The sequence below is a fragment of the Kitasatospora sp. NPDC058243 genome (assembly GCF_042882025.1).
Classification (GTDB): Bacteria; Actinomycetota; Actinomycetes; order Streptomycetales; family Streptomycetaceae; genus Kitasatospora.
The window spans coordinates 220,120-231,877 of record NZ_JBHVWW010000004.1 but is presented as its reverse complement, the minus strand read 5'-3'; the positions used below and the strand labels follow the sequence as shown (position 1 = coordinate 231,877).

Below are 11,758 nucleotides of genomic sequence, written 5' to 3'. Positions count from 1 at the left end.
GGTGGGCAGAAGAGAGGGGTGGGGGGAAGAACTGTTGGGGGGGGATCGACGGGGAAAGGACCGCCCTCGACTTAAACAGGGACGCCCTGGTCGAGGTCGCGGCACTGGTGACGGACTCCGAGCTCAACATCCTCGGCGAGGGTGTGGACGTCATCATCCGCCCGCCGGCGGAGGCGCTGGCGGGCATGCCCGAGGTGGTGCGCGCGATGCACACCTCCTCCGGCCTGCTGGAGGAGCTGGAGCAGGGTGTGACGCTGGCCGAGGCGGAGGCGCGGGTGCTCGCGTACATCCGCGAGCACGTGCCGGAGGCCGGCCGGACGCCGCTGTGCGGGAACTCGGTGGCCACCGACCGCGGCTTCCTCGCCCGGGACATGCCGGCCCTGGAGAAGCACCTGCACTACCGGATCGTGGACGTCTCCTCGATCAAGGAGCTGGCCCGCCGCTGGTACCCGAAGGCGTACTACAACAGCCCGCAGAAGGGCGGCAACCACCGGGCGCTGGCCGACATCCGCGAGAGCATCGACGAACTGCGGTACTACCGCGAGGCGGTGTTCGTCCCGCAGCCCGGACCGGACACCGACACCGCGCGCGCCATCGCCGAGAAGTACCAGGCCCCGGAGGGCTGACCCGAGGAGCCCCGGGGAGGTGCCCGCGTTCGCCCGGACGAAAGCCTGGCGCGAGCACCCTCTCGGATCCTGTAGAGTTCTTCCTGTCGGAACGGGAACGCGGAAGCGGGAACGGGCCGGACAGATGGTGGGTGTAGCTCAGTTGGTAGAGCACCTGGTTGTGGTCCAGGTGGCCGCGGGTTCAAGTCCCGTCACTCACCCCAGAGCCTGAGGGGCCGATCTCTTCGAGAGATCGGCCCCTCAGGCGTTTTCGCGTTCCCTCAACTCTCCACCGCGGTTCGGGTTTTCCCGGCGCAGGCCTGCCGCCAGAAGCTACCGGCTAGTAACATTCCTGCCATGACCACACCTTCGATCGGCCAGCTGCTCGACTCCACCGTGCCGATGGCGCACACCCTCAAGCTGGAGTACCTGGAGACCACCCCGGACCGCGCCGTGCTGCGGCTGCCCGACCAGCCCGCGTACCACAACCACGTCGGCGGACCGCACGCCGGCGCGATGTTCACCCTCGCCGAGTCCGCCAGCGGCTGCATCGTGCTCGCCGCCTTCGGCGACCAGCTCTCCCGGGCCGTGCCGCTCGCGGTGAACGCCGAGATCGCCTACAAGAAGCTCGCCATGGGCGAGGTCACCGCCACCGCCGTCCTCGGCCGCCCCGCCGCCGAGGTCGTCGCCGAGCTGGACGCCGGCGGCCGCCCGGAGTTCCCGGTCACCGTCGAGATCACCCGCGCCGACGGCGCCGTCACCGGCGTGATGACCGTCACCTGGACCCTGCGCCCCAACTCCTGACCGCGCCACGGCCGGTGGCCCCGGGCAACCCGGCCCGGGGCCACCCGTGCGATGACTGTCCGTGACGGCGGGCGTGACCTCACGACCCGTCCGCTCGTTCTCAACTCACATGCGAGCCAATCACGCGACCAAGCCCCAGGAACCCGCCCCCCGCGGCGTCGGCGCACGGCGCGCGATCGGCCGGTGGCTGCCCCGCGTCCTCGCCGCCGGCGGCGCCCTCCTCGCCCAACTCGGGGGCTTCGGCGCGCAGGCCGCCTGCGCCGACCCGCTGCCGGACCAGACCCGACCCGCCGTCCGCCGCACCCTGGCCGGCGGGCCCGCGCCCGGCCGGCTCGTCCAGGCCGGGCGGCCCGCGTACGACGGTCCGTCGACCGAGCGGTCCGACGACCCCGGGCGCCCGGCGGCCGAGGAGGCCGAGCGCCCCTCCCCCGGGCTCGTCGGGGAACTGGCCGGCGCCGTCCCCGACGCCGGGATCGACGGCGCCACCGGCACGGTCGGCAGCGTCTTCCAGGACCGGATCCGGGCCGGCGGACTCCCCCTGCCCGGGCAACGGGCCGCCGTCCCCGACGCCTTCGCGATCGCCTCCGGCCTGCCCGACACCGTCCCCACCCAGGGCCGCCCCGCCGAGACCCGCGCCTCCCGGGAGGGCGGGCCCGCCGAACTGCCCGCCACCGCACGGCCCGGCGCCACCGGAGTCCGCTCCGCCGCGCCGGCCGCCACCGCCCGCCCGTCCGGGGCGGCCGGCGCGCCCCCGGTCCAGGAGGCCACCGCCCCGGACGGGCGGAGCGCGGCCGGACCCGCCACGAGCCGTGACCGGACGGGCGCCACCACCGCCCTGCCGGTCGGGCCCGGCGCACCCGCCCAGCCGTCCGAAACCCTCGCGCTCGCCGACACCGCCACGGTGACGGCCGTGGGCGACGGTTCCGCCACCGCGACCGCCGTCCTCGCGCCGATCGCCGCCGGGCTGCTGCTGACCGGCGCGGCCATGTGCAAGCACCGCGGCCTGCCGCGCGGGCACTGACCGGACTCACGCTCCTGGCGACGGTTCCAGCGCCGGCCGCGGACGTTCACGCCCGGGGGCAACCCCTCGGGGTGGTCAGCGGAAGACGCCCGGGGGCGGGGCCGGGGAGGGGGCGGCGGTGGCGTCCGTGGCGGGGACGGCCCCGGCGGCGAACGCGGTGAGGGCGGAGCCGTGTTCGACCCGGCCGAGGGCGGCGTCGGAGGCGACGCGGCGGGTGAGGTCGGCGATCGGGAGGGGTGCGTGGGCGCCGGCGAGGACGAGGTTGCCGAAGCGCTTGCCGCGCAGGACGGCGGGGTCGGCGACCAGGCACAGTTCGGGGAAGACCGCGCCGAGGGTGGCGATCTGGGAGCGGGCGAAGGGCAGCGCCGAGCCGTCGGCGATGTTGGCCGCGTACCAGCCGCCGGGGGCGAGGGCGCGGGCGGCGAGGGCGGTGAACTCGACGGTGGTGCAGTGGGCCGGGGTGCGGGCGCCGGAGAAGACGTCGGTGATGACCAGGTCGACGCTGCCCTCGGGGGTGCGTTCGAGCACGCTGCGGGCGTCGGCACCGCGCACCTTGATCTGCCAGCCGCGCTCCAACGGCAGCTCGGTGCGGACGAGTTCGGTGAGCGCGGTGTCGATCTCGGCGACCTGCTGGCGGGAGCGGGGCCGGGTGGCCGCGACGTAACGGGCCAGGGTGAGGGCGCCGCCGCCGAGGTGCAGCACGGTGAGCGGGCGGCCGGACGGGGCGACCAGGTCGATCAGGTGGCCGAGCCGGCGCTGGTACTCGAAACCGAGGTGGGTGGGGTCGGTGAGGTCGACCATGGACTGCGGGGCGCCGTCGATCAGCAGCGACCAGGCCGCGGGGCGGTCCCGGTCGGGGCGCAGTTCGGCGAGGCCGGAGCCGACCGGGCGGGTGAGCGGGCCCTGGGCGTGGGTGCGGCCGCCGGGGCCGGTGACGTCCGGCCCGGTGTCGCGCTCGGTGCCGCGGCCCTCGCCCCGGGCTGCTCTGCTGCTTCGTCCCATGACCGCCATTATCGCCGCCGGGCGGGGCGGCCTCGCTGGTCAGGGAGGTCCGGGAGGTCCGGGGGCATGCCAGGTGGATCCGGCCGGAGGGGCGGGCCAGGCTCGCGGGCCCGGCGGGATCCGCACGGCACGCCCGCTAGAACGGGCCGAGGCCGCCTGCGGTGAGCGTGCAGGCGGCCTCGCAGAGGGCGGAGCGGAGCACCCAGGCGTCGGTGGGGCGGGCGGCGCAGGCGGCGCCGGAGGGGGGCATCACCCACCGCGGGTCGGTGGCGGTCGGCAGCAGGGCGCCGGCGGTACAGGAACTGCCTGGCAGGTGCCAGGTCTCGCTGGTGCCGACGGGGACGAGGAAGGTGACGGTGCTGCCGTTGCGGCTCTGCAGGACGGCCCCGCAGGCCCTGCGCAGCCGCAGGATGTCCACCGCCTCCAAGCCGTGCCGCAGGGCGACCGTCACGGTGTCGCAGCTGGTGACGAGGGTGTCCTGGTCCGGTCCGGGGCCGAGGCGGTGGCCGGGGTGCCGGCCGCCGCGGGGGGCGCGTCCGCCTTCGACCGGGCCCCGGCCGGGGATCCGGTCGTCGGCCGGGTCGGGGAGCAGGGCGGGGGCGGCGCCGGCGAGCACGCCGCCGGCGGCCGGTCGGTACTGCGACAGTCCGGTGGCCATCATGGGCCCTCCTGTACCTCGTCGGGTCAAAAGCGCCGCCGCCCGGGAGGTGGGGGCCGCGGGGACGGACGGCAGGCCGGGGCGACGGCCTGGGCTTCCACGTATCAGGACAACGCGGCGGACACCTCACAGGCCACGGGGCGCCTTACAGCAAGGCATGGCATTTCATGGCGGATAACCCGCAACCACGCCCGCTTTATACCGAATTGGGGGCACATCTCCCATAAACCGGCTGTGGTCGACCGGTCACGCCCGGTACTGTCGGTGGCGGGTCACGACGACCCCACCGGCCACACCGGGCCGTTCCCGCACCGTCGCGCACCACCGTGCCGACACCCGGACCGTACCCGCACTTCGCCCCCGCACCCGACACCCGCGCACCTCCGGCGCCGCCGGCCGCGCGCCCGCACCACCACCCTCCGCACGACCACGGAGCGCACCATGGCAGCCACCCCACCGGCCGAGCCGAACCGCCCGTCACCCAACGCCGTGATGCGCGCACTGCGCGGCAACCGCTCACCCGGCGAGTTCGCCATGGCCGTGCGCCGGGCGGCCCGGGAGATCGGGGAGCACGTGTCCTGCGACGCCCGCTACGTCGGACGGGTCGAATCCGGCGAGATCCGCTGCCCCAACTACGCCTACGAGCGGGTCTTCCGGCACATGTGGCCGGACCGCACGCTCACCGAACTCGGCTTCTCCCCCCGGACCGCCGTCCGCCGCCGCCCGGCGGACGGCGCCGGCGGGAGGGCCCAAGCCCCCCCGCTCCACCCACCGTTCCCACCCCCGCCCGCCCCGCGCTCACCACTCTCCACTCAACTCCCGTACGCTGCCTCGCCGTACGCGGATCCAGCCGCTCCGAACAGGCCCCCGTGGCCGAGGGCCGTCGCGGCACCCCGGGGGCCTGATGGATCGCCCTATCTCGACGAGGAGAACGACGACGTGCGTCGCCGTACGTTCCTGGCCGGCGGCCCGACCGCGCTGGCCACCGTGATCGGCATCGACCGGCCGACCGTGGCCGCCGCCGCGGCCACCGGCGGTGCCGCCGCCGACCCCGCCGCGCCGGTGCTGTTCGAGCCCGGCCCCGGCGCCTTCGTGCCCGGCCGCCCCGGGCCGGTACCGCCACCCCGCAAGGTCGGCGCCGCCGAGGTGCTCGGCGTCGAGCAGGCCGTCCGGGAGATCCGGCTGGCCGACGACGCGCACGGCGGCGACACCCTGTTCGAACGCGCCGGGCAGTCGCTGCGCACCGCCTACCTGCTGCTCAACGAGGGCGAGTACAGCGCGGAGACCGAACGCCGACTCCAGGCCGGGGCCGGCGAACTCGCCATCTCGGTGGGCTGGTTGGCGCACGACTCGAACCGGCTGGCGGACGCCCGCTCGCTCTACGCCGAGGCGCTCGCCACCGCCCGCATGGCCGGCGACGCCGCACTGGAGGCGCACGTGTTCTGCAACAGCGCCTTCCTCGCCCGGGACGCCGGCCGCCCCCGCGAGGCGCTGCGCGCCGCCCAGGCCGGGCAGGTCGCCGCCCGCCAGCTGGACTCCGCCCGGCTGCTCGCGCTGCTGGCCATGCGGGAGGCCGGCGGCTGGGCGCTGCTGCAGGACCGCGCCGCCTGCGAACGCGCGCTCGCCCGGGCGTACACGCTGTTCGACCGCGGCCGCGCCGAGGGGGATCCGGAGTGGATGTCCTTCTTCGGCGAGGCGGAGATCGCCGGCCTGCAGTCGCAGTGCTGGTCCGCACTCGGCGACTGGGACCGCGCCAGCGAACAGGCCGCGCTGGCCATAGCCCTGCAGAAGCCGCACTTCGTCCGCAACCGGGTGCTGTACACCGCCGAGCTGGCCCACGACCGGCTCGGCCGGGGCGACTTGGCGGGTGCGGCGCACCACGGATCGGCCGCCGTGGCGCTGTTCGGCGAAGTCCGCTCGGCCCGGATCCGGAGCATGCTGGCGGACACCGCCGAACGGTTGCGCCCGCACGCCGCCGTGACCGAGGTCCGCCACTTCCTGACCGGGTACGACCAGGCGGCGGCCGCCTGAGGCGCGGCTCCTGACGGTCCGTCAGTGACCGGCGGCCAGGCCCTCCAGGTGGGAGAGGTCGTTCCAGACCTCCACGGCCGGCGCGCCGTACTCCCAGGAGAGCACGCAGAGCGCGGCGGTGCCGAGCTTGAAGCGCTGGGCGAACTCGGGCGGCAGGCCCAGCCAGCGCGCGGTCAGGATGCGCAGCAGGTGGCCGTGCGCGAACAGGACGACGTCCCGGTCCGCGCAGTGCATGACGGTGGTGTCCGGCTCGGGGACGCCGTGCTCCTCGTTGAGGCCGGCGAGGAAGGCGTCCACCCGGGCGGCCACCTCGGAGAGCTTCTCGCCACCGGGCACGCCGTCGCGCCAGATCAGCCAGCCGGGGTGGTCGGTGGCACGGATGTCCGCGCCGGTGCGGCCCTCGTACTGGCCGTAGTCCCACTCCAGGAGCTCCGGGCGCTCCACCGCCCGGTCGCCGAAGCCGGCCAGGGCGCAGGTCTCCTTGGCGCGGCCGAGCGGGCTGGTGTAGACGAGCGCGTCCGGCATCCCGTTCCAGGGGGCCTTGGCGAGGCGGGCGCCGAGCGCCCGGGCCATCGCCCGGCCCTCCTCGGTCAGCGGGATGTCGGTGCGGCCGGTGTGGCGGCCGGTGGCCGACCATTCGGTCTCGCCGTGGCGGACCAGCACGATTCGGGCGGGCATGACAGGCTCCTCGCAGCGGGGTGGTGGCAACGGTCGGTCTCACCCTTGAGCACCGGGTTCCATGATCCCTCACCCGGACGGCGGGCACGATCGCGGGCCGGTCCGAAACGGTCCGGAGGCGGCTCCGGATCGAAACGGTCCGGAGGCGGCTCCGGTCCGGAACGGTCTCGACACCCGGGCCGACCGGGGCGCGAGGTGTCCCCCATCCGGCACGCACGCGCGGTTCAGGCCGGAACAGGCCGGTCCGCACCGCATTGTCGGACCCGGGTGCGACACTGGGCCGCACCATGAACGTCTCGACGAACGTCCCGTCCACCGGGCACGCTGAGCCGCTCGCCCAGCGGCTCGCCGAACTGCGCGGTCCCGCGCCGCAGCGCAGCCTGAACGCCCGTTCCCTCGCCGCGCTCGCCGCCAATCCGGGCTGCCACCGCCGCGCCGTGCTCGACGCTGCGGGGGTGGACAAGTCGACGCTGGCCGCCCGGCTCGGCCGCCCCGCGCCCTTCGGGCAGTCCCCGTTCGCGATCGCCCGCGGCGTGATCTTCGAGTCCCGGCTGAAGGCGGACGACTACGCCGCGCTGCTGGAGCCGCTGCGCGGCCACCTCGGCGTCCCGGCGGACGGCGGCACCCCCTTGCAGGTGCCGGATCTGCTGCACCGCTCCGGGCCCGCCGTCCGGGCCGACCGGACGGTCGAGGCGCTGGCCCGGGCCGCCGCCGACCCGGACGCCTGGACGCTGCTGGACCACCCGATGCTGCGCCTGGACGTGGCCGGCGGCACCGCCTACCTGGAGCCGGACGCGGTCGTGGTGCACGGCGGCCGGTGCACGGTGGTCGAGATCAAGTCCTTCCCGGTGCTGGACGGCGGCGCGGACCCGGCCAAGGTCGGCGCCGCCGCCCGCCAGGCCGCCGTGTACGTGCTGGCGCTCCAGCGGACCGCCGCCGCCCTGGCCGGCCACCCGCTCACCGACGACCCGTACACCGAGCAGCGGCTGCCCGGCAGCCCCCGGTCGAGCGTGCTGCTGGTCTGCCCGAAGGACTTCGGCAACCGGCCGACGGCCGTCGCCGTCGACGTCCGCCGCGAGCTGGCCACCACCCGCCGCCAGCTGAGCCGGATGACCGGCATCGACCGGCTGCTGGCGGAGCTGCCGGCGGGCACCGACTTCGACCTGGCGGCCGACGAGGAGGGCGTGCCGGCCCGCTCCGCCGAGGAGCTGACCGCCTCGGTCGAGGCGGTGCCCGCCGCGTACGGCCCGGACTGCCTCTCCACCTGCGAGCTCGGCTTCCACTGCCGCGCCCAGGCCCGCTGCGGCGACCGGGTCGAGCAGCTCGGCCGGGGCGTGCGCGGCGAACTGGGCAGCATCCGGACGGTGACGCGGGCCCTGGCCGCCGCCGAAGCCGGCATCAGCCTGGACACTGACACCGCCGACGCCGACGCCGACGCGGACGCAGACGTGGACGTGGACGAGGCCGCCGAACGGCTGGCCTACGCGGCCGCGCTGCGCGCCGAGGCGCTGGGCAAGGCCCCGACGGCGGGTCACGCATGAGCGGGCGCAGCACGGCCGTGCGCGAACGCGGCGGGCCCGAAGCGGGGGCGCGCGCATGAGCCTGCTGACCACCCTCGCCCGGCTGGAGGCCGTCCGCAGCGGGCGGGCCGAGCCGCTGGCCACCGTCCGGCACCGGCACCTGTCCGACCGCCCGATGGTGGTCGTGCCGCTGACGGCCGCCGGTGAGGCCGGCGCGCCGCTGGCGGTGCTGCTGGGCACCGACCGGGACGCGCCCCGGCTGCACCTGGTGCCGCAGCCGCTCAACCGCACCCTGCGGTTCGACTTCCTGGCCGAGCTGGCCGCCGACCTGCTGCCGTACCTGGAGTCCTTCGCCGAGGACGTGGAGCAGATCGAGGGCTCCGAGAAGGACCCGGAGACCGGCGAGAAGACCCAGGTGTTCCGCGAGCTGTGCGCCGACGCGCCGCAGCTGATCGTGCCGAACGGCGCGGGCGTGCGGCACCTGGCCCTGCTCGGCCGCTCCACCAGGTTCCGCCGCACGGTCGAGGACGACGAGCCGGGGCCGTACCCCGCGCCGGTGCGGGTGCCGCTGCTCGGCCGCTGGCTGACCCACCTCACCGACCGCGCCCAGGTGCCCGGCACCAGCCTGCTGCTGCCGATGACCGGCCTGCTGGCCCGGCACTGGGCCACCGGCCAGAGCCACCTGGAGGACCAGCACCTGGCCGCCCACCTGGCCTGGCACGCCCCGCCGGGCGGCCTGACCGGTGCCGAGGCGGCCGAGCGCGCCGAGTCCGCCCGGGACGACCGGGGGCAGTTGCTGCACCCGCCGGCCGGCCCGGCCACCGATCCGCGCTTCGACGAGTTCGTGCTCGCCCCGGCGATCGCCCGCTACGACACCGCCACGGCCGCCCTTCAGCACAGCGCCGAGCAGCGCGACGAGGCCGCCGCCGAGCGCGCCCGGGCGGCCGTCCGGGCGGCGGTCGAGCAGTTGCGCGAGGTGCTGGCGGCCGTGCTGCTGCCCACCTGGCGGGACGTCTGGCGCGGTCTGGACCTGTTGCGCGGGCTGCCGCCCGCCGGGCACCTGGCGGAGCGCTGGACCGGCGACCGCTGGTCCTACACCGGCCACCGGGACCGGCTGGCGGCCGGCGAGCCGCCGCAGCCGCGGCAGGACGACGCCGTCACGGCCGCCCGCAAGCTCGCCCAGCGCGAGCGCGAGCAGACCCGGCTGGACGTCCAGGAGGCGCTGGACGATCCGCTGGCGATGGCCGAACACCGGCTGTCCGGCGAGGCGTTCAGCGGAGTGGTGACCGAGGTGGTGCCGGACTACGACACCACCGGCCGTTCCCCCAAGCCGCGCCCGCTGATCACCCTGCGCACCGCCGACCGCCCGCACGCGGATCTCGGGCGGGAGGCGCACCGGGTGTGGGGGTCCCCCCAGCCGGAGGCCGGCGGCGGCCGGTCCCCGCAGAAGGCGGAGATCGCGGCGGTCGACCCGGCCGGGGGCACCATCACCCTGCGTCTGCTGTCCGGCATGGGGCGCAGGAAGGAGCCCGAGCCGGGCAGTCTGCCCGAGCCCGGCGATCCGGTCACCTTCACCCTGTTCGAGCTGACGGTCCGCCAGTCCGCGCCGCTGCCCGAGCCGGACGACACCCCGTGGACGCACGGCGGCCCGCCCGGCACCGCCCCCGTACCCGCCCCGTCCGTCTCCGAGGAGTGGGAATGATGGCCGAGTTGAGCGCCGAGCAGGCACCGGGCGCGGCCGCCGACGCCGCCGTGGACCGGATCCTGGCCGCGACCGTCCACCCGGCGGCCGGCGCCCCGCGCGGCGTGGTGGTCGATTCCCCGCCCGGCGCCGGGAAGTCGACGCTGGTGGTGCGGGCGGCCCGGGAGCTGGTCGAGGCCGGCGAGCGGCTGATGATCGTCGCCCAGACCAACGGCCAGGTGGACGACCTGGTCGGCCGACTCGCCGAGAAGGCGCCGGACCTGACGATCGGCCGGCTGCACGCCGCCGACGCCCGGCCCGGCCCGGAGGTGCTGAAGCACGCCAACGTCACGCCCTCCGACAAGGTCGCCGAGCTGGTCGAGCACGACGTGGTGGTCTCCACCTCGGCGAAGTGGCAGTGGGTGCGGGCCGAGGCGCCGTGGCGGCACGCGATCGTCGACGAGGCGTACCAGATGCGTTCGGACGCCCTGCTCGCGGTGGCCCGGCTGTTCGAACGGGCGCTGTTCGTCGGCGATCCGGGCCAGCTGGACCCGTTCACCGTGGTCGGCACCGAGCAGTGGGCGGGCCTGTCGTACGACCCGTCGAGCAGCGCCGTGGTCACCATGCTGGCGCACAACCCGCAGATCGAGCCGCACCGGCTGCCGGTCTCCTGGCGGCTGCCGGCCAGCGCGGCGCCGCTGATCTCGCGGGCGTTCTACCCGTACACGCCGTTCCGCTCCGGCACCGGCCCGGACGACCGCCGGCTGACCGCCGCCGTCCGGCCGGACGGCGGCGCGCTGGACGCCGCGATCGACCGGGCCGCCGAGCACGGCTGGGCGCTGCTGGAGCTGCCCGCCCGGCACACCGTGCGGACCGATCCGCAGGCGGTGGCGGCCGTCGCGGCCGTCGTCCGGCGGTTGCTGGAGCGCGGGCTGACGGCCCGCTCCGAGCAGGGCGAGGCCCCGCTCACCGCGGACCGGATCGCGGTCGGCACCGCCCACCGGGACCAGGCCGCGGCCGTCCGCGCGGCCCTGCTCAAGGTGGGCGTCCCGGTGGACCAGGCGGCCGGCCCGGCCGTCACGGTGGACACCGCCAACCGGTTGCAGGGCCGCGAGTACGACGTCACGGTGGTGCTGCACCCGCTCTCCGGACGGCCCGACGCGACGGCCTTCCACCTGGAGACCGGCCGGCTGTGCGTGCTCGCCTCCCGGCACCGGCACGCCTGCATCGTGGTGGCCCGGGCCGGGATCGGCGAGCTGCTGGACGAGCACCCGTCCACCGAGCCGGTCCAGCTGGGCGTCCCGGTCGCCTTTCCGGACGGCTGGGAGGCCAACCACCAGGTGCTGCACCACCTGAGCGGCCACCGGGTGCGGCTGGGCTGAGCGGCTGGGCTGAGCGGCCGGGCGGGCGGATCAGGCCTTGGTCTCGATCTCGGTCTCGGTCTCGGTCTCGGTCTCGCAGGCGGCGTAGGCCTGGACGGTCCCGTGCCCGGCCCGCACCGCCCAGGTGCTCGGGTCGTCGGGGTTCGGCGCGTTGACCAGGACGGCGTCCCCGGAGCCGGCGGGCCGGAAGGCGTAGCCGCCCCCGGTGAGGTGGGAGCCTTCGGGGCAGGTCGCCGTCGACCAGCCGCCCGGGCCGCTCCACGGCCCGGTCACCACGGTGGTCGTCTCGGCGGCCCCGGCCGCAGGTGCTGCGGCCGGTCCGAGGGCCGGGGTGATCAGCAGGAGTCCGGCCGCGAGGCCCTTGCGTACGGGCATG

At 76.2% G+C, this 11,758-nt stretch carries 11 protein-coding genes and 1 tRNA gene; 8 read left to right on the top strand and 4 right to left on the bottom strand.

From position 1 onward, the window contains the following. Positions 1-44: 44 nt before the first annotated feature. The 4 genes from orn (at position 45) to ACFVX9_RS05305 (ending at position 2,430) form a co-directional block, all read left to right on the top strand. Positions 45-626, top strand: coding sequence for an oligoribonuclease (gene orn, locus ACFVX9_RS05320; protein ID WP_387980458.1), 582 nt, complete (start codon positions 45-47; stop codon positions 624-626). A 127-nt stretch (positions 627-753) separates the two neighbouring features. Continuing rightward, a tRNA-His gene (locus ACFVX9_RS05315) sits at positions 754-829 on the top strand. Positions 830-962: 133 nt separating this feature from the next. Beyond that, positions 963-1,409: a DUF4442 domain-containing protein gene (locus ACFVX9_RS05310; RefSeq protein WP_063349298.1), complete on the top strand. Its 447-nt coding sequence runs from the start codon at positions 963-965 to the stop codon at positions 1,407-1,409. A 109-nt stretch (positions 1,410-1,518) separates the two neighbouring features. Continuing rightward, the gene (locus tag ACFVX9_RS05305) at positions 1,519-2,430 is read left to right on the top strand and encodes a hypothetical protein (protein WP_387980444.1); all 912 of its coding nucleotides are present in this window, start codon (positions 1,519-1,521) and stop codon (positions 2,428-2,430) included. A 75-nt stretch (positions 2,431-2,505) separates the two neighbouring features. Here the strand turns inward: ACFVX9_RS05305 and ACFVX9_RS05300 are convergent, their stop codons facing one another. Next, entirely contained in the window at positions 2,506-3,432 is a 927-nt protein-coding gene (locus tag ACFVX9_RS05300) for a spermidine synthase (protein WP_387980442.1), read from the bottom strand. Between the two features lie 136 nt (positions 3,433-3,568). Continuing rightward, entirely contained in the window at positions 3,569-4,093 is a 525-nt protein-coding gene (locus ACFVX9_RS05295) for a hypothetical protein (RefSeq protein WP_208869100.1), read from the bottom strand. A gap of 438 nt (positions 4,094-4,531) precedes the next feature. Here ACFVX9_RS05295 and ACFVX9_RS05290 point away from each other — a divergent pair, with 438 nt between their 5' ends. Continuing rightward, complete coding sequence (locus tag ACFVX9_RS05290) at positions 4,532-6,121, top strand: tetratricopeptide repeat protein (protein ID WP_380485652.1); 1,590 nt, start codon at positions 4,532-4,534, stop codon at positions 6,119-6,121. Positions 6,122-6,142: 21 nt separating this feature from the next. On the opposite strand, the gene ACFVX9_RS05285 is transcribed toward ACFVX9_RS05290, so the two are convergent. After that, positions 6,143-6,799 (bottom strand): histidine phosphatase family protein, encoded by a 657-nt coding sequence (locus ACFVX9_RS05285; RefSeq protein ID WP_063349294.1) that lies wholly within the window; start codon positions 6,797-6,799, stop codon positions 6,143-6,145. Between the two features lie 287 nt (positions 6,800-7,086). Here ACFVX9_RS05285 and ACFVX9_RS05280 point away from each other — a divergent pair, with 287 nt between their 5' ends. Genes ACFVX9_RS05280 through ACFVX9_RS05270 form a run of 3 tightly spaced genes read left to right on the top strand, consistent with a single transcriptional unit; the run spans position 7,087 to position 11,382 of the window. Further along, the gene (locus tag ACFVX9_RS05280) at positions 7,087-8,340 is read left to right on the top strand and encodes a hypothetical protein (RefSeq protein WP_380485647.1); all 1,254 of its coding nucleotides are present in this window, start codon (positions 7,087-7,089) and stop codon (positions 8,338-8,340) included. A 55-nt stretch (positions 8,341-8,395) separates the two neighbouring features. Then, positions 8,396-10,021, top strand: coding sequence for a hypothetical protein (locus ACFVX9_RS05275; protein WP_380485645.1), 1,626 nt, complete (start codon positions 8,396-8,398; stop codon positions 10,019-10,021). Further along, the gene (locus ACFVX9_RS05270; RefSeq protein WP_387980439.1) at positions 10,018-11,382 is read left to right on the top strand and encodes an AAA family ATPase; all 1,365 of its coding nucleotides are present in this window, start codon (positions 10,018-10,020) and stop codon (positions 11,380-11,382) included. The genes ACFVX9_RS05275 and ACFVX9_RS05270 overlap by 4 nt, the downstream gene beginning before the upstream one ends. 30 nt (positions 11,383-11,412) lie before the next feature. Here the strand turns inward: ACFVX9_RS05270 and ACFVX9_RS05265 are convergent, their stop codons facing one another. Continuing rightward, positions 11,413-11,757 carry a hypothetical protein gene (locus ACFVX9_RS05265; RefSeq protein ID WP_387980437.1) on the bottom strand — a complete coding sequence of 115 codons (345 nt, stop codon included), beginning with the start codon at positions 11,755-11,757 and terminating at the stop codon, positions 11,413-11,415. Position 11,758 lies beyond the last annotated feature (1 nt).

What these genes read in the sequence shown, in the direction of transcription:
- ACFVX9_RS05310 (WP_063349298.1), top strand. Translation starts at nt 963, where the DNA reads ATGACCACACCTTCGATCGGCCAGCTGCTCGACTCCACCGTGCCGATG.
- ACFVX9_RS05305 (WP_387980444.1), top strand. Translation starts at nt 1,519, where the DNA reads ATGCGAGCCAATCACGCGACCAAGCCCCAGGAACCCGCCCCCCGCGGC.
- ACFVX9_RS05300 (WP_387980442.1), bottom strand. Translation starts at nt 3,432, where the DNA reads ATGGGACGAAGCAGCAGAGCAGCCCGGGGCGAGGGCCGCGGCACCGAG.
- ACFVX9_RS05295 (WP_208869100.1), bottom strand. Translation starts at nt 4,093, where the DNA reads ATGATGGCCACCGGACTGTCGCAGTACCGACCGGCCGCCGGCGGCGTG.
- ACFVX9_RS05290 (WP_380485652.1), top strand. Translation starts at nt 4,532, where the DNA reads ATGGCAGCCACCCCACCGGCCGAGCCGAACCGCCCGTCACCCAACGCC.
- ACFVX9_RS05285 (WP_063349294.1), bottom strand. Translation starts at nt 6,799, where the DNA reads ATGCCCGCCCGAATCGTGCTGGTCCGCCACGGCGAGACCGAATGGTCG.
- ACFVX9_RS05280 (WP_380485647.1), top strand. Translation starts at nt 7,087, where the DNA reads ATGAACGTCTCGACGAACGTCCCGTCCACCGGGCACGCTGAGCCGCTC.
- ACFVX9_RS05275 (WP_380485645.1), top strand. Translation starts at nt 8,396, where the DNA reads ATGAGCCTGCTGACCACCCTCGCCCGGCTGGAGGCCGTCCGCAGCGGG.
- ACFVX9_RS05270 (WP_387980439.1), top strand. Translation starts at nt 10,018, where the DNA reads ATGATGGCCGAGTTGAGCGCCGAGCAGGCACCGGGCGCGGCCGCCGAC.
- ACFVX9_RS05265 (WP_387980437.1), bottom strand. Translation starts at nt 11,757, where the DNA reads ATGCCCGTACGCAAGGGCCTCGCGGCCGGACTCCTGCTGATCACCCCG.